This is a genomic window from Paenibacillus sp. 01T442, from assembly GCF_056398345.1.
In genome coordinates this window covers 100,643-124,934 of the sequence record NZ_JBFTPF010000010.1, presented here as the reverse complement: position 1 = coordinate 124,934, position 24,292 = coordinate 100,643, and the positions used below count along the sequence as shown (strand labels likewise).

Annotated in this window: 10 protein-coding genes; all 10 read right to left on the bottom strand. The window is 45.7% G+C overall.

Features of this window, described 5'->3' with window-relative positions:
- Positions 1–312: 312 nt before the first annotated feature.
- The 10 genes from AC1DLM_RS11555 to AC1DLM_RS11510 all read right to left on the bottom strand — a co-directional run bounded on the left by AC1DLM_RS11555 (position 313) and on the right by AC1DLM_RS11510 (position 24,292).
- Positions 313–1,560, bottom strand: coding sequence for an OmpL47-type beta-barrel domain-containing protein (locus tag AC1DLM_RS11555; RefSeq protein WP_477569990.1), 1,248 nt, complete (start codon positions 1,558–1,560; stop codon positions 313–315).
- A gap of 15 nt (positions 1,561–1,575) precedes the next feature.
- The gene (locus AC1DLM_RS11550; RefSeq protein WP_477569989.1) at positions 1,576–6,471 is read right to left on the bottom strand and encodes a pectinesterase family protein; all 4,896 of its coding nucleotides are present in this window, start codon (positions 6,469–6,471) and stop codon (positions 1,576–1,578) included.
- 59 nt (positions 6,472–6,530) lie between these two features.
- Positions 6,531–8,921, bottom strand: coding sequence for a hypothetical protein (locus tag AC1DLM_RS11545; RefSeq protein ID WP_477569988.1), 2,391 nt, complete (start codon positions 8,919–8,921; stop codon positions 6,531–6,533).
- Between the two features lie 327 nt (positions 8,922–9,248).
- On the bottom strand, positions 9,249–13,118 hold the full coding sequence (locus AC1DLM_RS11540; protein WP_477569987.1) for a glycosyl hydrolase family 2 protein: 3,870 nt from the start codon (positions 13,116–13,118) through the stop codon (positions 9,249–9,251).
- A 71-nt stretch (positions 13,119–13,189) separates the two neighbouring features.
- Positions 13,190–14,500 carry an ABC transporter substrate-binding protein gene (locus tag AC1DLM_RS11535; protein WP_477569986.1) on the bottom strand — a complete coding sequence of 437 codons (1,311 nt, stop codon included), beginning with the start codon at positions 14,498–14,500 and terminating at the stop codon, positions 13,190–13,192.
- A 109-nt stretch (positions 14,501–14,609) separates the two neighbouring features.
- Entirely contained in the window at positions 14,610–16,523 is a 1,914-nt protein-coding gene (locus AC1DLM_RS11530) for an ABC transporter ATP-binding protein (RefSeq protein ID WP_477569985.1), read from the bottom strand.
- 13 nt (positions 16,524–16,536) lie between these two features.
- Positions 16,537–18,531 (bottom strand): alpha/beta hydrolase family protein, encoded by a 1,995-nt coding sequence (locus tag AC1DLM_RS11525; RefSeq protein WP_441989239.1) that lies wholly within the window; start codon positions 18,529–18,531, stop codon positions 16,537–16,539.
- 48 nt (positions 18,532–18,579) lie between these two features.
- A complete protein-coding gene (locus AC1DLM_RS11520; RefSeq protein ID WP_441989238.1) occupies positions 18,580–19,866 on the bottom strand; it encodes a Gfo/Idh/MocA family oxidoreductase in 1,287 nt (428 codons plus the stop codon).
- Positions 19,867–20,072: 206 nt separating this feature from the next.
- On the bottom strand, positions 20,073–23,216 hold the full coding sequence (locus tag AC1DLM_RS11515) for an S-layer homology domain-containing protein (protein ID WP_441989237.1): 3,144 nt from the start codon (positions 23,214–23,216) through the stop codon (positions 20,073–20,075).
- A 191-nt stretch (positions 23,217–23,407) separates the two neighbouring features.
- Positions 23,408–24,292: an ABC transporter ATP-binding protein gene (locus AC1DLM_RS11510; RefSeq protein ID WP_477569984.1), complete on the bottom strand. Its 885-nt coding sequence runs from the start codon at positions 24,290–24,292 to the stop codon at positions 23,408–23,410.

Sequence of the window (24,292 nt, the reverse complement as noted above, 5' to 3'; positions counted from 1 at the left end):
AGGTATGCCTCCAATTTATGTTATTAAATGTGAGATAGTTGCCGTAAGTAAGGGCTTACATGAGACGCTGAATGAAAAGGGCTCCCTTGGCTGCAGCCAACAAATTGTCCATTTAGCCTAAGATGGAACCCAGAATGCACCTTTAGCATAGTCGATGACTAGGCAGCGTGAACATTCAAGAAACCGACTTGTTATGTTATTAAATCCGTTATAAACATGTCGTGATTCCTATTTTCGGATTTCATTCAAACTGTTAACGGAAGAAAGGCTGCCTCAATATCCGGCAGCCAACCCGTACATTAGATTAAATGACTAATTCCCATTCTCGCTTTCCGTTAACGGTTCATCGCCAGTGTGCCCTTGGTCGTGAGGCACTTTAACTATTGCTGTTTGTATTGTTCTATTCCCTGCTAGGTCTGTAGCCGTGTACGTTATGGTATAGACCCTCCCTGAGCCTCCCCCATTTCTCTCTGCTCGAAGACTAAAGGACGTATCGAACATGCCGAAACGCGCATCCTGAATATCGTCATTCTGTAACTTCTCATTGCTTGTTATTGAGGTCAGTACGATGCTGCTGATTTGGGATATATCATCCCTCGCATATACATTGGCTGTAACGGTAATCAGCTTTTTATTCGCTGGCCATAATGTAGTTTTATCCAACGCGACACTTAGTGTTGGTGCGACATTATCCAATTTTAGTGTTAACGATTTTGCGGTTTCTTCATTCCCAGCTTGATCCGTACTCTTGTACTCAAGTGTATGCACACCATAAACGGACAATGTAACTGGTTGGGAGTATGTTGACCACTCAGAACCATCGATACGATATACCGTTTGTGTAACGGAAATGTTATCCGATGCCATGAGGTTCACTGTCGGGTTCGACTTATACCAACCGTTCATTCCATCAATCGGACTTGCTTTTGCGGTGGTAACCGGTGCTTTAGAATCCAATTTAATAATCGTTGATTTTACATCGCCGGGAATTCCTTGCTGATCAACACTTCGGTATTCAATCGTATGGATTCCATCTGTCTTCACATCAATCACTGTAGTGTATGTTGTCCAGTGCCCTTGATTGATGCGGTATTGGATCACATTGTTCTCTGGCATTCCGTTTGTAGCTTCGATGGTAACTGTCACAGGATGTAAGTACCAACCCTCTTTGCCGTCAGGCTGCTCGGGCGACACTTTGGACTCAAGCTCCACGATGGACGGTTTAACCGTAAATGTCGCAGTGGCACGCGAGTCGGCATTCTGGCCGCCAACGGTTACTTGATACGTTCCCGTAACTTCTTGACTGATTTTATAAATAAACTGGTAATTTCCATCTAGACCGCTAATGCTTTGATTCAAATAATCGATTTGATTCAATGGGTTCCTTACTTGAACACTTATGATGTGCCCTGCCTCTGAGCCTAATTGGCCTGAAATCGTTGCGGTTCGGGTGATGTTGTCAAACGATGCGTTTACCGTCAAAGATGACGCCATCGCGAATGGAGCCATCATGCCAAAGCACAACAGGAGCGACAGTATGATTATTGACCATCTTCTCAATCGTTTCCCCTCCTTTTAAGGACTTATGATGGTGTTGGAAATTGGCGTGATTTCGGATATTTTAGTTAGTGCAAACACCTTTACTTTGTAACCAGTGACATCCTCTGGCATATTAACAATCGCCTTKACTTGTTTATCCCCTTCTCCGGGAACCAGCTGTTTGACGAAAGCGTATTTGACCTTCCGGTCTAATGGATCATAAAGGGCCATGACAAATACCCCGTTTTGGGCTACTTTGGAATTGTTATGGATGTTCACAGTCACCATCGTATCCTGCGAACCTTTTAAACTAGAAAGCTCGTTTCCACTCAAATCATGAAATGACAATCCTGAGAACTCAAACAGTCCGCTGCCCCAATCTTGCGCATAAGTTATTGCGTATGAATTTGTCGCAGCTATGCCATACTCATCGACGGCATAAATGACGATTTCGTTTGGACCCTCCTGTAAGATTAATGGAACATGAAACGGTCCATTTGCCTGTTGAGCAGCCTGATCCAACACCGTAGTTCCATTCATCTTGACCGTAACACTGGCGTTTCGGCTTACACTCGCCAATAAGTTAAAGTTAGAAGCATGAACCGTCGCAGGTACTTCACTTGTTATGACTACCGCGGATTTGTTGTAGGTTACGATGATTGTTTTGGTATTTATGACATTACCCAGCGTGTCGCTGCTTGCTGAGATTGTGATGATGTTAACACCATCCCTAAGCTGAATCTTGTGCTCAAAGTCCGTTCCGGGATCTGTATTTACTGCGTCTACGACGGTTGAGCCATTATTCGTTATCGTCAATTTGGCACCATCAAGCATTGTTCCCTCGACGGTGTATACAGGAATATTAACGGTTTCACTTACTGGGTTTTTCACAGTAAATCCGGCAGATCGCTGAAAACTCACATCTGTGAATGTTGCAGCTGTTAAATAATCAGAATTGCTTGTTGCTTTCCCTGCGTCAACCGCCATACCGACGAAGACTTTATCCGGTAATGTGACATCTGCAGAGTCTACTAGCGCCCAACTATTTTTGTCCGTAGACACAAAACCGGAAACAACATGTTCATTTCTTACAATTTTCAACCAGAAAGGTGCTTTGAGCGTGCTCGATGTCACACTATTGGTGCGATAGCTCCCCCCCGTATTGGTACGATTCATAAAAAGTGCTTTTCTTCCGCTCGTATCAATGGTTTCATCCGATTCTGGAGATAAGACAACAGCTGCTGCGGGTGAATTAGCTGCTAAACTGCCGCGTATCATCAAACCAGCCTTAGCCGCATCATCGATTTCAGAATCAAAATTAATGTAGGCTAGCATCTCAAAGTTACCATGAACAGACTGGTACACATAATGGAAAGAATCCGAACCGTTTCTCACTTCACCCGAACCTTTCACTGTGTATGTCGTTCCCTCCAAGCTAGCGCTCCCTGCAATGGCTACAGGGCCAATATCTTGCGATGTCCAAGGAGCAACGTTGTTAGGTCCATTTACATAAATGATGCTTACTGCGGATAGAGTCATAAAACCTGCGTTGTCAATGGCTTTTGTGTAAATGTAATGCTCACCTTTCGGCGCATTTTCCCAGTTGAAGGAATAAGGCGCTGTTAGGTCTTCACCAAGCTCCTGATCACCGGAATAAAACTTAACCTTCGCAATTCCCTCATTATCCGTTGCATTTGCTGTAATCAAAATTGGAGTTCCAGCCTGAAACGATGCTTGGTGCACAGGGCTTGTTGTCGTAATTGTCGGGTTATCTGAAACCGAAACCACCAGAGAATTGATATAGTTTTCCAAATAGGTGTACCCGTTGCCAGCGATGCCTTTTCCGTCTGATGGATCATTCGGATTGAGTAGCTTGGCTGTTTCCCAAGCATCCGGTATCCCATCGTGATCGGTGTCTTGCGGAGCAGATGCCGAATACAATTCGGGCAGTCCTCCATCGCTTTGGATTGTATTGGTGATTCTACCAGATCCATTTCTGACATCATTCAGAATACGAGCATCCAACGAATCCCGTTTAGGCAATGAGGCGCCAGCCCCTTGAAGTACCTTCTCATAGGCGACTTGTGCAGTGTCAGTCGTTACAGGACCGCCGATAGGATCGGCTGTATCCGGTATCACCATTGGCTCATACTTGCGGAGCAAAGGTCCTTCTGGATTGATGACTTTCCATGAACCCTTGCTGTTCGTCACCCAGTTATTGGCCGAAACATCGGCTGCGCCTTCGATGAAGTTGCCGTCAATATACCAGGTACCGCTAAAGCTTGCGCCAGACGGGGCGACAATTCGGCTTTTTACGTTATCAAACGTACTTGGTCCAGGTTTGTAGTAATTGTTGATCATGTTGATGCCCGTTGCCTGCTCGCCGCCATACGCAGAGTTAGCCCCCCAGTTATAAACAACATTATTCCGATAGTCTATTTTCGTCGGATAATTATCCGGATCGGTTTGCCGGTCAAAACGCGGGTTTCTGCTGTTATGATTGGCAATCAGATTATGATGATAGGTTGCATTCGTTCCTCCCCATATTCCCCCGTAGCCATGTGCTCCCTTACCATGAATCGACTGATTCAGGCTGTCACTAACGATGCTCCACTGGACTGTAAAGTTTTTACGATTTTTCACAGTGAACGTCTCATCTGAGCTCCAGCTGAAGGAGCAGTGATCGACAATAATATTGTTGCCCGAAATATCAGCCGAATCACTTAACACGTTAATGCCATTTCGAAAACGAAGATAGCGGATAATCAAATCTGTTCCTACATCGTTATTTCCAAACTTGACCATATATCCGCTAATTGCAATACCGTCTCCCGGCGCTGTCTGACCCGCAATCGTCAGATTCCCGGACGTAATATCCAATCCTCTCTTTAGATGAATTGTACCGGATATTCGAAACACAACCGTCCGATTTCCCGTGCTCACGGCGTCGCGCAAAGATCCCGGTATTGCGGCTTCGCCCTTCGTCGTGTCATAATCCAATAGGTTCGTTACTTCATAAACCTGTCCTCCACGGCCACCTTTGGCATACATGGCCGCTCCTTCAGCCCCAGGGAAAGCAGGTACTCTCGTTGCAGCTGTTGGCTCGATTTCAACGCTTACATTCTTAATTGCACTTGCATTACCTGCTTTGTCAACATACCGATATTCGATTAGATTCTTACCGGTTTTATCGACTTCGAATTCAGCCGTATATGCCTTCCATTCTCCGCCGTTTATTCGATACTGAACTCGATTATCCTTCGGAAGATTACCATCCTCTTCCATATAAACGACCACTGGCTTGGTATAAGCACCGTTAAGCCCATCAGGAAGAGCAGGAGCAACCGCAGTTGTTATTTGAGGAAACATCTTGGGAATAATCACTGCTTTACTCGGATCCCATCCGTCAAACATACGTGGAATCGTCAATGCGCTGGCTTCCTCGGCTGTCATTTGAGTTCCCATGACCCGAGTTTCTGGACTTGCCCCCGGACCACTGCTGTTATATTCGCCGTAAAAGTAAGGCGGAACTTGCATAGGTGTCCAGCCTTCCGTATGGATATGACTATCCATCCAGGTGTTAATGTAACGCGTCGACGGTTTATCCTGCCATGGACGGCCAAGATAGTGAAGGCCATTTGTGGAGCTGTCTCTCAACAGCCTTGAATTCATGAACACAAGGCCAGGGTCGGTTTCATTTTTTGTTGCAGCAGCCGTTACATAACCGCCAGAGTCCCCTGCATTAATACTGACCGCATCGACATGATCGAACACGGCTGCGCTGGCTGGACCATAAATAAAGTCTGTACGTCCCCTAATCTCACTGTTGTGATAATACTGTCTTCCAAGTCTTGGACTAGCCGTTCGGATACCCGCGTACAATGTATCCTGATAACCGACAAGCTTAACGTTCTCAAACACAGCTTTGTCCGCATTAACGGATAAGGCCAATGCCTGACCATCGCTCGGCTTGGAATCATTTTCAATCGTCAGATTAGCAGCAGTAAAATTGTCGCCGCTTACAGCTACCGTTGCGCCATTGACAGCTTGGTTAGGCATATCTGCGTTTGAAAGATCGTAAACAATTGTCGTCTCATCCTGCCCAGCCCCTACAAGGCTTACATAAGGAGCAGTTACGATTGCTCTTTCCCGATAGGTCCCCTTTTTCACATAAATAACCGTACGAGCATTATTGTTAACCGGTATAGTTGCAAGCGCGTCTGTAATGTTGGTGAAATCACCGCTTCCATCCTGTGCTACCGAAACAACTCTAGCTGGGGCTACAATCATTTCTTCCGTATTTTGGCTCTCACCGTTCGTATTGACAGCAGAAACGACATAATAATATTGCTTTCCATTAGTAACGTTAGCATCCCTGTACGTCGTTGAAGTTTGATTACTGTTTACAATCGTATAGGGTCCGCCGCTCGTTTCACTTCTTTTTATGTTGTAAGAACCCGCTCCTGCCACTGACGACCATGATAACTCTACACTGCCGTCGTTTGCTGTGGCTGAGAAATYCGCAGGCACCGCAGGTGCTCCCGGCATCGAAATATACGGAAGAGCTTTGGTCTGGTTCGAGATCATACTCTCTAGTGTTGAACCGACGGCTGTCACGACATAATAGTATACCGTACCGTTCGTAGCCGAAGTATCCGTAAAGGATATATTCGAAATATTGCTTGAGATTGTTTCATAAGGTCCACCATTTACCAAACTTCGCTTTACTTTGTACGAAATGGCACCTGATACTGAATTCCAAGATAAATCAACTCGATTATCGGCTGAAACAGCCGTTAATCCGGTTGGATTCGAAAGTACCGATGTTGATTGTGCCGACGGAGCTGTCGCCAACGTTTCAGCATGCATGATGAGCGGGAATACGTTAAATCCAAGCAAAAGACACATCCCTATGCTTAGGGCTTTCTTCATGGTTTAACCTCCTTAGAGTTGTGCTTTATCAAAGCTAATTTCACCGCAATGCTCCGGATCTATTGAATGATTGATTCATCCGATAACGGTTTCATCCCATCCAAGCTGTCCCATATAAATGCTTTTAAACTGTAGCCGCTCACGTTTGTAGGAAGTAAAAAACCAGTGCTCAACGTTTTCGTTTCCCCAGGACCCAATACTTCAATAAGTGTCGAAAAATCCACCATTTTCTTGTTTGAATCTAGCAATACGACAAACAGGGTAATTGGCTTCGGAGTCTGTGTTGCATTTGTGATTTGCTTCTGAGCAATCATATCCGTTGATGAGACTAACGTTGTCATTTGAATTTCGTTCAAATTGTAAAATTCAGGCTTACCGGCCCAGAACGTGTATTCGATCGCGAAACTTTTCTTACTCTCATTACCAGCAGCGTCCATTGCGGAAATCTCAATCTGGTTCAATCCTTCAGCCAACTGCACGGGGTAGGTAAATGGTGTGTTACTTGGTATGTAGACGGAATCTACAACCGACGTTCCATTGTTCTTGATCGTTATTTGCGACTCCTCATCAACAATTCCTTGCACATTGAACAGAAAGTCTTTGACAGTTGCAGGTGGAACATTCATTTGTAAATCGGGGGCATCCGAATCCAGCTGAACAACGCCGGAAATGTGATCTGAGTAAGAACTGCCAGCTCTTCTTGCGATTATTTCAATGTTATTAACGCCAGGGGTCAGCGCAACATCCAAAGAAAATTCCGATTGTGCAATCACGCTTTCATGAACAAGCGTTTGATTGTTGTAGACTGCCAAAGTTACACCAGCTTCTTCTAAAGAACCGTTCAATGTGTAAGATGTTGTATTCGTCCAATTCACAAATGGATCCACTTTCAATCCAGTCGGGACCCGCTCAGCCATTACGAAGTACCCTGCGTTTTTGCCTGCATTATAATCGGTTGCCTGATTGAGACCMATCGTCACCGTTTCACCGGAGGCAAATTTCTTTTCATAAATTTTAAATGAATACGTCAGTGCTGTATCGGCTAATTGTATGGTATCGCCAGTATCTATCCATCCTGATGAAGACGATAGCCATTCTGGCGGTGTTTCCCTTTGGTCCATAGCCACTAAAACCGAAGCTCTATCGCGAACAGGGAAAGTAGCTATCTGCATACCCGTGGTGCTTCCGGTATATTTCATAGTGTCTGCATGCGTTTTGATCCAGTCCATGCTGCTGAATTTTGCGGGAAGAGCGGTTATCTTGAGGACAGCCGTTCGGTCTGCAAAAGGCTCATCACCTACATGAAGTCCGGAGTTGATCGACCACCTATTCGCGTTATAATTGTTGTATGCCGTAACGGTGCCAATCACGTTCGTATCAGGTGTTTCGATCGGTGTAACCGCATAGGGGGTGGCCGTAAATTCGGAAATCTCGCCCTCATAATCAATTTTTGCTGTTTCATCTCTGGTAATAACCGCTACACCTACGATGTATGTCTTCCCATTGGTTAAAGCAACAGCCGTATTGGTCACAGGATCCCAAATTTTACTCGCTGAAGGAGACGCATAAGGTGGAATTGACGTTGGAATAGATGTGTAAGTGGCTGTTGTATACCACGGATCTTCCGCTTTCTCTTTTATTTTAATACTGTACTTAGAAGCCCAAGCATCCGGTTCGATCCACATCGCAATGGATTTATCCCGCCCAACCCAATAAGCAATTGTAGGCTTTGCAGGTAAATAATTCGGGACTGTATGCGTTACTTTGATACTTCGTACATAAAGCTCGCCATTGCCTGCCGGGGTGCCGATGGAGATCTTTTTCACATCAATGGCATCGTTTGTATTTTTTCTGGCTGAAATAAGTGTCCCGTCAAACCACATGTTAAATCGCTTCGTCAATGTATTAAGTTCAACTTTAATGGTGTGCCAGGTATTTAATTGATAGGCTGTTTTCAGATCGACTGGCGCTGTATCAGGCCAGTAAACCACACCTTTCGAGGCATCCAATCCCGCAATGACCAGCGATTTGGTGCCTGCCCCATTCGTGAGGTAAATAAGCTGATCTTTGGCTTTGGAAGTACCTGGCTGCAGAAAAGTTATCTCTGCTGTAACGGTACCGTTTTTGGATTCGCTGAACGTTTTATTGATCAGGAACTGGCTAGTACCCGCACCGTTTACCTTAAGATGCATCGCTTTCTGGCTGGTTACGGGCTCAACCTCAACGACTGCGCTGCTCGTGGCCCCTGAAGGAAGTGTGGAGTAATCGAACCCAAGCTGTGACGCCGATTGTCCTTCTGCCGCGTTTGAGAAATCTTTGTCCAATAAAGTTGTAGGAGCAACTGCTGAGTCTGCTGCAACTGTAAGAACGGAGTACCCCGGCATTCCGCCTCCTATAAGCACGATCAATAACAGTGTGAAGCAAAGGATTCGTTTTAACTGATTACGCAAATGTATACACCTCCGAATGTGGAAAAATAGGTTTTAGTTAAACCTTTAAAGTGAGTAGCATGATCATTCTTGAATCCCAATGTTTCCCCCTTTCTCGACAGCATTTTTGGTAGCGCTTGCATTTTCGTGTAAGTAATTGATTCCTATGGCAATTTTCTCGATGTTTTGTCTAAAATGTATCCTAAAATAAATCCACCTTCATAGGGCATTAATTCCATGATTATAGGTTGTTTACTCTTTTAATACTAAGCCGGCACTCGTTAACTTACGAAATACCGGCCTTATTGTCTTTCCCCATAGATCATCAAATATCCAAGTCAATCTGGTCTATTCCTCTGCTAAGATGATCTCGACAGGCCCATATAATCCCCCCGTAGGGAACCATTCCTGCCAACCTGCTTCTTCCTCGCTCCGCTCTCGGTTCCAGTAGGTTATGTCAGGATTCCCTCCTACMAGACTTGTTGGCTTGCCGATTTCGTAGTGAGTACCGAGTGTGTTCGTCACTCTGATTCTCAGCCGAAGTTTGCCAGCAGGCAGAATTGGCAGTTTGAACCGATATGGCCTCCATAGCCTTACGCCTAATGGCACGTCGTCCGCCCAAACTTCTGCGGTTCCTCTGACATGTCCTAAATCAAGTTCGGCATCAGCAGCGAGAGCTGAAGTCTCAATTTCAGTTTCGTACTCCACTGCTCCGCTATGATGTGGCAGACAAAGCGCAGTTCGCCAATCACCTAAAGTTCCTTGCACAGGCTCAGTCTCGAAGCGGATCGGTGCCAGAAGTACGGCAGCTTCCGTGAATGGTACGTCAGGGTTTATTCTAACTGCTGCCATGGCACCGGCTTGCTGCGCCTTAAACGCTATTTGGCTTCCGTTTGCTTTGACTTCTGAACCGTTAATCCAGACACGCTTCTCCCCTACGCACTCGATCCGCATGCCATTCGCTCCTATGGGCAGCGGGAAACGCAGCCAAACAGGCTTTCCATTACTTGAGGGATCCGAAGAGAAAGGAAGCGGTATCTGTTCAGGAACGGATTCAGGCATAAGCCAGCCTACCATCGGAAGCGGATGAGGTCTCGGGGAAATCCATAGTGACTCCGTTTCAGCAAATTGAAGAACAGAGAAATGATGGATACCTGGAACACCACCTTGTTCGTCGAACCAATGATCCCCGGTAAAGAAAGAGACTACTTCACCATTCTGCAGTTCGATGACACCGTCAACAAACACTTCTCCTTTCCCTTCGGGCAAAGCAACTCTGATTTCATTCCTGCCCAATTGCCACAGAGCCGTTACATCGACTTCTTCCTGGCCTTGTCTGATATAAGGATTGAAATCCCCGTGCTCTGTCACATTGACTCCGTTCACATAAAGCACAGCTCTCCCTCGAACGGCAAACACGATTCGAACCCGCCGAAAGGGGTGATTATGCCTGCTTTCGATGTGATTTATCAAACTGGATTGTATGTTAGGATTCTGGGTAAATAGCCATTTCGGAAGCGGCTGACGCGCGATCGTGTTAACTTCAATGCTTGCCCTTATGACACCGTTGCCAATAGCTTGAGCCCTTAGAAGCAGCTCATTGCTCCCTTCCTGCAATTCAATCCATGCCGTCTGCTCCTCGGGTCCCCCGCTCCAAGTAATCTCTTTATTATTGATGCGTCCCGCGATGTTGGAGTTACTTTCCGTTCGAATCCAATAGCGTCCATCCGATGGCGCGATCACACATGTCTTTGCCCAAACATACTCTCTTTTTTTCAATACACCTAGATTCAGAAATCGACGAGGAACCCGCCCCATTCTCCCCGCCCAAGAACGCATGGATAAATCGCCAAACACGTTGCTGTATACCTTCTGAACTGAACGTAGTTCGTCGTACACTTCTCCATAGCAAACCTKCCAATAAGCGGACTCGCTCCATAATCTCGGCAGCCAATTGGATTCATCCAACCCCGGTTTATGCCAATCAGCCTGCTCCCCCTCTGTTTCTTCCGTCTCTACGCGCACATTCATCATGCGACGTTCAATGGACACAAGCCCTTTATTTTCCCCGTGCAAATCAAAGTCTCCATATCGATTGTCCAAGGTTGGCTCCACTTGAATGCGCCAATCGTTAGATGCTAGCGCTAACCTGCTCCCACGCGTTTTCAATGGACCGATTCGTGCAGGAAAAGGACGAGCTAGAGAGTTTCTAGGTGTACTTATCGTAGTTACAACAGCTGCTAACGTCTTTGTGCATACGATCAATGCGGCAGGCCATGAAGTGAATGGTGCTTGCACTTCAATCCATTCCCCTTCCCGTTTATACGGCATCGCCTCCATCGATCCATCAACCGGATCCCAAAGCTGGGGCACATGATCCGTCTTTAATCGGTAAACGGCAGTCGCAGGTAGAACGGTATCTGGACAAGCAGGTTGATGCATGCTTAACAAAGCGCCGGTCTCCGGGAGCAGTAAGAAGATATCTGCATCGTTGATTCTACGTTGCAAGGATTCACCCGGACCCACCACCCTTCTCGGAATACGTGTTTCCATGAGTACAACTGCATCTTCTGCTGAATCGACATAGATAGCCCCTGTCAGATCCTGCTCATCTTCGGGTACAGCTACAGCAATCACGAAACCGCCTTTGTCCAACCAAGCTTCGGTTCGTATGCGCGCTTCCTCTTCCATGACGGTTGTTCCGCACAAAAGCAAAACAGAAAAACGCTCATCCGCGATTTTAAGTTTGCCATTTTCTGATAATGCTTTCTGCAAGGCGCTATCATCGGCAATATCGAAATCCATTTGTGCTTTTCTTAGCGCACCTGGCTGTTTATGATCTCTGCGGCTCCAACTGCCTGTTAATTTCTTATAGACGTTTTGGATATGGGCTACATAAGGGTTTGGATCACGGTTCGATACCCCCATCGGATGCTCATTTGGTTTCCCATCCGTCAAAGACAAGTGTCCACATATGGCATAAGACGGATAGTGCACAGCTACATCGCAGACATGCGTACCCTCGCTCAATAAATAACAAACACGGCTGATTGTATCGGCAAAAACCGGATAATGCTCGAAATAAGGCTGACGCCATCCAGTATCAGGCGGAGCCCACTCCCACCAACCACCTCGGGTGCTATAATAGACAGCGTGGGGACTATAGACCGTTGCTCCCGCTTGAAACCAGGGTATCAACCAATGCATGGTTTCTTCCAATGTTCCTCCCCATCCACTGGAATGGAAGGCTTCTAAGAATACGCGTGAACCACCATGCAAATGCGTCATGGACGAATGCGGCTTAATCTCGCCATCCATGTCACTTCCCGAAGCGTTATACCATCGATGTGTCCTGAAATAATCCAAATAAAGCCGCTGTGCCCCATGCGGATCGGCTCTTCTCGCTGGTCCTGCCTGATCGCAGCAAATAAGCATTCCGCGCTGTCGGTGCCATTCGCCGAGTGGCATAAAGAAGGATTGTTCGGCAAGTTCAGCAGCAAGCCGGTATACACGTCGACGCACTTGATCAAATCCTGGAAGCGGATCGAACAAGGCGGGAAGCAGAGGCGTTAAATCTTCTCTATATCTTTCCTTGTAACGTGACGTCAACTCAGGTGTCCACAGTGGAAGCGGGGGAAGTTCATCCTGAAAGCTCCCCGCTATCGTCTTGCCGAGATCACCCGGGAAACGACGCTCCATCTCACCATGAATCCGGTCAATTAATAGTCCCGTTGCATGAGGGTTGAGCCAATTGAAGCCTTGGCGTACTGCCACATAAACATGCTCGTTCGTTTTATAAAGAACTTCCGAAAATTCGGGCATCTCTTCGCCGTAAGCGAATCGGCGCAATTGATATCCGGCCAGTTCCGGCTGCTCCGTGACGAGACGAGACGGCATGTTGGATCCTGAGAATCCAATTTGATCGTAAAACCACAGGAACATGCCCAATCGCTCCGCTTCTCGCAGGGCTACCTCAAACATGGACCACCAATCTTCGCTCGCATACACCGGAAGATCGCTCACTGAACCGTACTGCGGTCCTGTAGGTGCCAAATTTATAATGCCGATGTTGCGCAGCCCTCCGTCGCGAAACTTTTTCATCTGCCAGCGAATCCGCTCCGGCGTTACTTCTTCCGCACTCCACCACCAGAAGGGGACCGGTCCGAAACGCGGATCCGCCTGAGTAAATCTGTGTTGCAATTGGGATACGTTCATCATTCGTGATTCTTCCTCCTCGCAGCTTCATGAAAAAACTCCAGTCCTCAAACTGGAGTTTCAACAATTTTCATTTATTTACTAGCTTTCTCTGTTTGAATACCTTTGGTTGTTTGTTCTTCAATCATCCGCAGCGCGGTCATCGAATCTTTGGATTCTCCAAAAATCAAAGGAGAAAATACATTATGGAGCGGCACATCAACATAGGTTAAGCCACTCGCACGTGCTGCTGGAGGCATCGCATTTTGACCGTAGAAGATCGACTGAACATGTTTACCCTGCATTTGCGGCAGGTTTTTCCCAAACGCTTCTTGAACCGCTGGGGTTTGCAGCGAGCCGATAATACCTTCTTTGGCTAAATTGACCTGCATCTCTTCGGAAAGCATGTATTGGATTACTTGGAACGCCTGGTCCTTCTTCGTGGATTGCTTCGTAATAAATGCGGCATACATATTAGGCTGCGCTTTCGTATTAGGAGCATCGGAGAAAGACGGCATGGCGGCGATATCGAAATTCAGGTTTTTATTTTGCTCATACCACTGTACAATTTTCTCGGAAACGTGCACACTCATCGCCATATTCCCTTTAGGGAAATCGTCAACAGAAGTAAATTGATTGGCCGGAATTTCGTAGAAGCGTCTTAGGTTGTCAACTTCCTTCTTCCATCCATCTGTTGCCAGTACGGCCTTGTCCTCCGTCAAACTGAAAGGTGATAACCCGAGTTGATTATACGTCATATATAAACCGGGATGCTGCTGATAGCCCTTATACGTTTTTTCGCCTTCTACACGCGTCAGCTTTTTAGCCAATTCGTAAACTTCATCATAAGTCATGCCATCTTTGGGATAATCAACTCCGAATTTATCAAAAATATCCTTGTTGTAGAAAAGCACGAAATCGCTTAATTGATATGGCAACCCGTATATTTTTCCTTCCGGCGTCTTATTTTTCATTTTCGCCATGGCCGCTGGGTTTAATTTGGTCGTATCAAAATTATACTTTTTGATCAAGTCGGTCATATCGTATTGGAGATCGTTCTGAATAATGCTCTTTTCATAGTTGCCGCTCGAATTCTCGATAATAATGTCCGGAATCGTACCAGCTGCGATCAGATCCTTATACTGTCTGCCAGGATTATCCCAATGAACATGCTTAAAGGAGAGATCAGGAAACTTTTTCTTCAGGTACTGCCCGATTTGCTTCTCGTAATTTTCTTCTTTTGCATAGAAAGCCGGGTACACTGTATAAATAAAAATTTCGTTATCTGGTGCTTTCTTTGCGGTGCCTACACTCGGGGATTCTTGTGCTGTAGGCTGTGATTCACAGCCTGCAATCACGGTTATTGCTGTCAAGATCAACAAGGATGCTTTAAGGTGCTTTTTCATATTTCTTTGAACCTCCTTAGAGTTGTGCTTGCGTATAACTTTCTTAATTCTTACTTTAATGGAAAATTGCAACGCTTTCATTGGGTGGTATTACATAAATATAGGCTCATCATACTTTCAACTTCTGTGGTAAATTCAACTCTTCAGGTCTCATTGCTTTCAGCTGCTTATCGTATAACTCGCGATATAAGCCATTTTGAGCTAGCAGCTCTTGGTGTTTGCCTTGCTCCACAATCCGCCCCCGGTCGATGACAAGTATCTGATCTGCCCGAACAACCGTAGCCAGTCGATGCGCTATGACAAACGTCGTTCTGTTTGTCATCAATCTTTCCAAGGCTTCCGTAACCAAGAATTCTGACTCTGCATCCAACGCAGAAGTCGCCTCATCCAAAATCAGGATTCGAGGATTTTTAAGAAGTGCCCGTGCTATTGCGATCCGTTGTTTTTGCCCACCCGAGAGTCGGACCCCTCGTTCCCCGATGACAGTATCATACTGCTGTTCCCACTCTTCAATGAATTCATGGGCATTAGCTGCCTTTGCTGCCGTGTATACTTCGTCACGGGTAGCTTTAGGGTTGCTATAGGCGATATTCTCGTAAACCGTTCCAGAGAACAATATATTGTCCTGAAGTACGAGAGCGATATGGTTGCGTACATCTTCTAAGTCGTAATCTCGTAAATCCATCCCATCCAACAAAACCTTGCCTTTGTCCGGATCATAGAAACGAGGAATGAAATGAATAATGGTGGACTTACCGCCACCGCTAGGGCCGACAAGCGCCACGACATCCCCGCTTTTCGCATGGAAACTAATCCGCCTTAGGGCCTTTCTTTTCTCCAAGACAATTGGAGGAGGATTCGTTTTTGATTTAGGCGGAATCCAATAGAAACGCTTGTCAGGCTTTATGTTCGGCATCCTATGCTGATCCCTCTGATGAGCTTCGCCTTGCCGCTCGGGTCTTTCGATGACATACTCGAAACTGACTTGATCAAATTCAATCTCGCCTCGACAATCCTTCAAGGGAAGAGGGTTCTCCTTATTTCGAATGTCCGGTTGAATGTCAAAAACCTCAAAAATCCTCTCAACGTTCGTCAGCGAATTTTGGATCGTGACATTGATATCAGAAAATCGTTGAATAGGACCATACAGCTGGGACAAATAGGCTTGGAACGCGATCAATTCCCCAACTGACATCCTTCCTTGGATCACCATGCTCCCCCCTACAAACCAGATAATCAGGCCACCTGCGTCTTGGAACGTTTGGCTGATACGTCCTAATGCATTAGACAAGAGGTGAGCAGACATCGTATAGGCATAATGATCAGTGGCTTGATTCTTAAATCGATTAAGCTCCATCCTCTCTCGATTAAATGCTTGAACGACCTTCATCGCTGAGATCCGTTCCACCAATACACCGGAGATTCGCTCCATCTGTCGATGGACGGATCGCCAAGCATAACGAATCCGTACATTAAGATTCGTAAACGTTAAATAGTAAAAGGGTAGAAGCCATAAGGATAGCAAGGCAAGTTTCCAATCCATACTAAAAAGCATAAATCCGGCGAAGAGGACAAGAAAAAGGTCAATCAACAAGTTGATAACCCCTCCGCCGACCAAGTTTTGTGCGCCGTTCACATCATTAAGTATGCGGGACAGAATGCTCCCTACTTGGCGACTGTCGTAATAACGTTGGGAAAGCTTCTGCATATGTTGATATAACTGAAACCGGATATCTATAATCATGGAATTACCCATTTTTGCCGTTATATATTGACGAAAAAAGTTGGTCGCTATACTAAACAGATAGACGCAAGCCAAAATCATGATCACCTTATGCAGGGACCATACGCTCTCTTTTAGCGGAAGCACTTCATCGACCATAATCTTCGTCATCCAAGGTACAGTCAAAGGAGCTGCGAATTGAAGAATGCCCAGAACAATAATCGTCAGAATATACAACCGGTATGGTTTCAGAAATGTGATATAGCGCCGTACAAGTTGAGAACTTCTAGGATTAGACAACCTCATCTCCCCCTCATATCACAACATCACTTCCAACAAAAGTAGAATGACAAAGTTGGCCAGCCTCGGCAAGCCATCTATCCATATCGGGAAGATCGAAATATCTGAGCATATGGGGTAAAATAAAGCTTAAAGAATCCATTTCATCGTAAATGGGTTCCTTAATCCAATCGGAGATGCTGGGCATTCGGTTCTCCATGGAAACCTGTTGGATCCGTTCGTCAAGCAACGCAGCCAATCCGGCATAAATCGCATAGCGTCCGTTTCCATATAACCGAATGTCCGAAGGATCGATATTGGTCGACTCACAAGCAAGCTCCACGGCTCGCAACACATCATAAGTTCGTAGTGCGGCCATGCTATCGCCCAACCACATCAATTCGTCCGTATATCTGTCCATCATCCCGAATCGTTTGAACGGTTTATCGGTCGGTGAATTCAGATGCGGAAGAAGCGGCCCAATCCCAGTTGGATTGAGGACCATAACCAGCCGGCCAGAAGCGGTTGTTTCTTCAATCCACTTGGCATGCATTTGGAGCTGGTTGGATCCACCGTCCCAAATGGCAATGGTTACCGGAAGTTTAGCACCCGCAAGCTTTGAATCGAAAAATTGCAGACCATGATTTAATAATCCTGTCTGGCTCCACCAGATTTTGCGGATTATCCACATATTCGCTACATCGCCTCCACCAGAAGGACGCGGGTTCAGATCGCACTGCTCTCTTCCCGAAAATACTCGCTTTCGAAGCCATTCGATCGCTTGCTTTTTCAGTTCCTCCTCTGTCAAAGCTTGACGTGATCGTTCAAATATCGCTAACCGCCCCATATTTTCAACGTGTGTGCTTTTAGCATGCTCCAATTCACCGATGACCTGCCCGCTTTGTGTGCACCATAGCTGCTGAGCAGGGATCAACTTAATTTCTTCTTCCGTAACATTTCTAGCTGTGCGTCCAAGCAAATGCTTGGAGAAAAACTGTGCCGCCGCACGTGCTAAGGGAACCGTAAATCGATGAACATTTTCATCTTCGAAAATGTCAAGATTTTCACTTCGGCCGTACATCTCCCAAAATCTTCGGTTGATAGCTAAAGTATGCCTTGGACCTTCTATAGGGACGGAGTCATACGTCGTAGCAAGAATTCGCACAGGCCTTGGTGCCATCGCCAAAACAATGTCTTCATGGTCAAATCCGAGTGCTGAGAAGCCAGGCCATTTCTGTTCAGCATCCTGGGCTTTGCCAGTCAGCAGAAAGTAATGTCGGTTCATAATAAATCCGCCTGGCGCTGCTGCGGCAATACGATGATCGTACATCATCACCAGCGAAGTCTGCGTTCCGCCCCCTGAATGACCTGTCACACCTATACGTTTCGGATCAACCTCTGGCCGGGTGCATAAATAATCAATCGCCCTTACGGCGTCATGGAGCATGTAACGGGCTAAGCTATCGCCTAACGGCATACACTGCCGTCCGACATTTTCATGCTCGGTAACGCTGGTCATCGGAGCCAGTTTCGTTTCAGGATCATAAAATCCGAACCTCTCTCCCTGACCGACGGGATCTAACGACATCACGATAAGACCGGAATGAACCATATAATGGCAAACCGTTTGATATTCGTCACAATGTTTAGCTTGTTCGCGATGACCACATAGAAGAAGCACTGCTCCACGGGGGGCTGATACCCCATCGGGTATATATAAATTGGCAGTCGCATAGACATGTGGCCTTGGTTCAAAAATAATCTTTTCGACACGGAAACCGTTCCCTATTACCGTTCCAGTAATTTTCGGATTTAACGGAGTATCTGAGGGAGGCATACCGCCGATGCAGCGTTCAAGACCAATACGGATGTCTTGCTGCCTCAGCTTAAGTTCTGTCTTATTCGTGATGGCCGAGCGCGCCTCTACACCCTTCTCTGCTGCCCTCATTGCGGATTCGTAAACCCAGCGAGGAAGCTGGCTTTTTACATCAAAATGGGCGATTCCCACATTCTCTAGTTTCTCATACACAGCATTAGGTTCCCCCTTCTTTCCAAAAATAAGAATTATTTGTACCAATTAGTCAGATGAAACTAACAGGTCGGCAATGCGAACAGGCATCCCTGTTAGAACGGACTTCCATATCGCTTCACCAGTCAACACCGAAGCAGCTCCCGCTTCCGCTCCTGCCATAATCTCATAGGGGCGGAGCGGATCTGCTCCTAAGAACAAGTCTTCCAAAATGAGAGGATCTCCGCCTCCATGCCCACCTGGCCGAGGTACCACATGGATTGTTTCTTTCCCGCCAAACAGTGGAAAATAATCAATGGTTTGTTCAGTTATCTGATTCGTTGCCCGCTTGGAGAGGATTTCTTGCGTTTCAATTCTCCCTTTTGTCCCGTTAATAGCCAGTCGATATCCTTCATAAGGCAGCGAAAAGTTAACGGAATAGCTCATCATAGCACCTTTGTTATACTTAATGGCTGCAACGTAAGTATCCTCAATATCGATGTCCGAATCGAATATACAGCTGTCCGCACGGTAGCCTATGTTACTGCTCGGTTCTACAACCATATTCGTCAAATGATCGTCTTCAGGCACAACCTCTTTGCTACGAGTCGACCATCGCATGAAATAAGCGCAATTCTGTTTGACTTGGCATGTACCGCAGTACCTGCCATCTTCTTTGTGCGGGTTGAGCTCGCCCTCTGGACCGAAATAATTCAATGCTCCGTAGGCAAACGCCTCCACAGGCTTTTGATCAATCCACCAATTGACAAGATCAATATGGTGGGTGCTTTTATGTACTGATAATCCGCCGGAATTGCCTCTTTTACGATTCCATCTTTTAAAATAACTGGCACCATGATACGTATCGAGATACCAATTTAAATCGACCGAAGTGACTCTCCCGACTCTACCTTCAAGAATCAGCTCCTTAATTCTCGTATGAATCGGAGCGTAGCGGTAATTAAATGTCACGAACAGCTTTCCCCTGCTATTGTTCTGCGCATCAAGAACACGCTTGCAATCCGCCCCACTCGTAACCATCGGTTTTTCCGAAATGACATTAAGATGGTGTTCCAACCCTTTCACAATGTAATCCGCGTGGGTATGGTCCGCGCCTGCGACAATAACGACATCAGGGCTCGTTTCCAGGATCATTTGTTCGAATTGATCGGGCAGGTAAACCGGCAATTCGTTCAACGTCGGGAATTTCTTGAAACAATTCGTAAATCGTCCGGGGTCTGTGTCCAGCAATCCAACAACTTCACAATGCGCCTGAAAAGTTTCCAGCATGTGTTTGATGAACATACCGTTCGCTCTTGTACTGACGCCGCAGATGACATATCTTTTTCTTGCCAACGTATTCGCCCTCCAATCTTAGGTTAAGTATACAAAGATGAGAAGGTCAAAGAATTAGTAAATACGATCTTGATTATAGGTCAATCCTGTCGAAGGCGTGTTGGAGCAATATGATAATACGCGTCATGCCATTATTTCTTATGTCCCATGTAAAAGAAGTCCCTGCCGAATTAACCGACAGGGACTTCTTTATGAACAAGTTAAGATTATTGCAAATTCACTACAAACGATTTGGAATACGTTCCTGCAACGACATAAATGGTAAACTGCTTCATGTTGCTAGTGCTTCCTTTTTTGGTGTAAGTTAAAGTGAAATCGGGATTGACCGTGATCGAATCCTGCTGAGCAGTCGTCGTACCATCAGCATAAACTAGGTCGCTGATGAAAGCCTGAACCCCTGCAAAGCCTAATAAATAAGTAGCTGAATGCAGATTAACTGTACCATAATTTGTGGTTGACTGTAATTTGCCCAACAGACTGGAATCCCAGATGTACTTACCGTTCAGCGTAGTCGATGGGTCACCTGTAATCGTAGTTGGAGTACCATTTGTTTTTATCTCAGTAATAATTAGTGTATCTGCATTGGCACCTTTTGTTATAGTGAGCTTCTGTATGCCTCCAAGCGGAGAATCGTACCAAACCGTCAAGTTGGTTTTACCCGTATCGAGCCCAATAATTTTATTTCCTCTGGTACCGATAACTTTTGGGTTATCAGAAGTAACCGCCTTTGGAGTAATGGAAAAGGCTTCTACACTTGATCCATCTTTAACTTTAATAACAGCGGTTTGGGTAAACATCGAATAGTCAGTCATTAAGTACGTTATATCCGTAACAGAGGCGGCTACTCCAGTGTCGTAAAGCGTTCTTTGGATCGCAAAGAGATCACCGCTGCTCGACATCTCAACAGAGTAGGTCAAGTTCGCATTGGTTATATTCTTCACGTCTACCGTTACCGAATCGGTGCTCAATGTCTCTAAAATTTGCCCATTCGTGTCAAGTTGAACGACCAAAGCCGTCAATTTATAACTGCCTGATAATGTAGTAGATGGGTTAAACGTGATGCTTTTTGAGCTTATATCCGCAATTCCTTTTAGTGCCGTCGGACTCGCATCTGAGAGCGATACAGCTCCAGAAGTATTTATAATCGCCCCCGTATCACCGCTGATTTTCTCGAGTTTCATTTGAACCTTATAATCAGTTCTGTTCGTTTTGTATTCTGTACCTGTCTGATCGTAAATGATGAATTGCGCTTTGCCTGTCGTCGTCGTTGCTCCACTACTGGAAAACTTAGGATTTATCCCATTAAGCGCCAAAACGTTCGGTGCAGAGCTATTCAGATCAACCTTTATGGAATCGGGCTTGCGGGCAGCCATGATATTGATTGGAAATGATATTGTTTGATCGAGCCCATTAATTCTCACATTAACAGACGCTGGACCTGCCCCCGTCGCCTGCTGAACGATAATTGACCCCGTAGAATTAATTGCCGGATTAGCTAATACGAGCCCTCCTGTGGTGTAAATCATAATTTTTCCTGTCGTTAGGAGATCTGCTCTTTCTGTGGCAGACAACTCATAATTAGCAGAATCGACGACTTTCAAATTGATAGAAATGTTCGTATCGCCTTCTGTCAAAGGATTCGTTAATGGACCGATCTTGATCGTACTAGGCGTCTTAGGTGTCTTTACAGTAACTGTCTGAGAGACCTTCTGACCTTCACTGAATAATGTGACGATCACTTCCTTATCACTGTCCAAATTTGGATAGGCCATCAATTGCAATTCAGGATATCCATCGTTCTCAAAATCGATGAAATCATTTTGCCCTTCATTTCTAAGCACATTTCCAATAACTCCAGTAAATAGCCTGCCTACTCCCATATTCAAATACAGGGGATCAATGACACGATTTCCATACTGGTCAAACGCTTTGAAAGAAAGGTAAGCTTTCTCTCCGGCTTTAAAGGATAACTGCCCGATAGGGAGTTTCAAATTGTTTTTCGTATCACCTAAATCGATTTTCTTCACTAACGGAGGTTCTCCAACAGTGAAGGTTTTATTGACGGATATATAACTGCTCTTTTCGAGTATCATAACGGTTATTGTGCTATTTGGATTAATCTCACTCAGATCGAGACCGATTACACTGTTGCTGGAAAATACAGTCGGGGTGACAATCTTATGTCCAGATACGATGATACTCGCATTGCTTGCTGATAACAGCATCTTCTCGCCATACTGATTCGTCGCTTTATACTCAATAAGCGTTTTAGCTTTTGGAAGCTTTTCAGTTGCAGTTACGATCTCCAGTTTTGTTACCCGTTCATTATCTGGAGAGAAGTTTATTTCCCCATTTAAAACATCAACCCCAGTTAATGCAACTTGATATGTACCAAATGTGAATGGATCGTCCATATCAAGTTTAGCGGTCGTATTGTCATCGGTCCAGTCGGTACCTCCAGTGAATATCACGGGCTTATTATCGGAATCTAAAGCCCCTTCTTTCGTAACAGTCAGAACCGCCTTATTAATATCGACATCTCGATTCAGCCTTACGGTCATTTTATTTTTCCCGATCACTTTTATTTCGGCAATGGAAGCTTTTGCAGGCTTCGCTGTTGTCAAGTGCAGCTGCATGGCCGCATAAACAGTAAGAGCGAACTCCTTTTTTGTAACAGGAACACTTCCGCCGAATTTGCCATCAACCTGATTTGTCATGATTTTTTGCTGAAGTGCGTAGGCGACGTAGCTCTTGTATGTATTGTCTACCGTTTCATCCTTGGTAGGAGTCGCTTGCTTCACCTTCTCATCCAATCCAAGTCCTTTGAGCAGCAGCATGGCAAGTTCTTGGCGGGACATTTGCCCGGAAGGAAGAAACTTATCTCCCGCATCGTAGATTAGACCTGATTTCTTCAAAGCCTCGATATAAAGACGTGCGGGGTCATCCGATTTAACGTCGGAGAAACTCGATGTAGTAAGCATATTATCAATACGCAATCCTAAAACGATAGCAACCGTTTTCGCTACTTGCGCGCGAGTAACCTGTTGGTTAGCACCAAAAGAATCTGCCGATGCCGTGTCGATCGCTTCGATTTTCAACAACGAAGCTATCTTTTTCTTGTCATCCTTCGAGCTGCTTTTCAAGTCCGCGAGCTGGTCAGCCAGATACGTATCAGAAGTAACTGTCGCTGAAGGAGCTGTTGATGCGTTCGAAGTCGCAGGTTTAGTAGCTGTAGATGGTGTCGCTGATGTTTGTGTGTTTTGCGATGTGGCTTCCTCCGCATAAGCCAATGGTGTTAAGCAGTAGCAGAAGAGTAGAAGCGATAAGAATAATGCAAGTTTTTTATGCATACGATACAGGCACCTCCCCAATAGTATAACCTCTAGCGAAACTAAAACGCTTACATTTTTGACGAGACACTGAATTATCTCTAGACACGCCAACCCACTCTCCAATCTCATATTTACTGCGTAACCTAACTATATGGCAAAAATGAGAACTTTCCATAGGTGCCTTTATGCATCTTTATAGGTTGTTTATTTCATCCTGCTGCTGGAGGCAGAAGGACAATTCTCCCCTCCTCCAACGTTACCTGAACTTTATTCGTGTCCTTCAGCCCGATAGAATCCAAGTAACCCGGAGGAATTTGCAGCCGACCTGCTTGGTCCAACACGGCATATTCGACATGGGACTCTTCTTCCTGGTCTTCGAACCCGTTTTCAGCATCCAGTAGTTCTTGATCGAACGATTTACGCCGCAAAATTTCCGATGACGTTTTCCCGTCTCGAATGGCAACTACGCGATCCACCTTTTTGGCAATCATCGGATCGTGCGTGACAATAACGATTGTAAGTCCTAGACTCCGGGTCAAATGACGGAATAAATCAAGAATTTGGTTGGCCATGTTCGTATCGACGGAGCCGGTTGGCTCATCAGCAAGCAAAAGCTTCGGATGGTTTGCCAGCGCGATCGCGATCGCAACCCGCTGCTGCTCACCGCCCGAAAGCTGATTCAATTTGTTTTTTAGCCGGTGGCTTAGGCCTACGGCTTCCAGAAGTTCCATAGCCCGTTCTTGCTTGCGCTTGCCCTGTAGTAAAATGGGCAATTCCACATTTTCCTGTGCAGTCAAATAAGGAATTAAATTCCGCGCATTGTTCTGCCATACGAAGCCAACAGTCTCTCGTTTGTAACTCACAATGTYTTTCTCTGACATGCTTAATAAATCTTTACCATTCACACTTAATTTGCCTGCGGAGGGGCGATCAAGCCCCCCAAGCATATTCAACAAGGTGGATTTGCCGCTTCCGCTGTTGCCGATAATCGCCATTAATTCACCAGCCTCTACATGCAAATCCAAACCTTGTAAAGCAACTACCTCCAAATCAGCCATTTTATAAATTTTGACCAAATTTTCACAATGAATCAT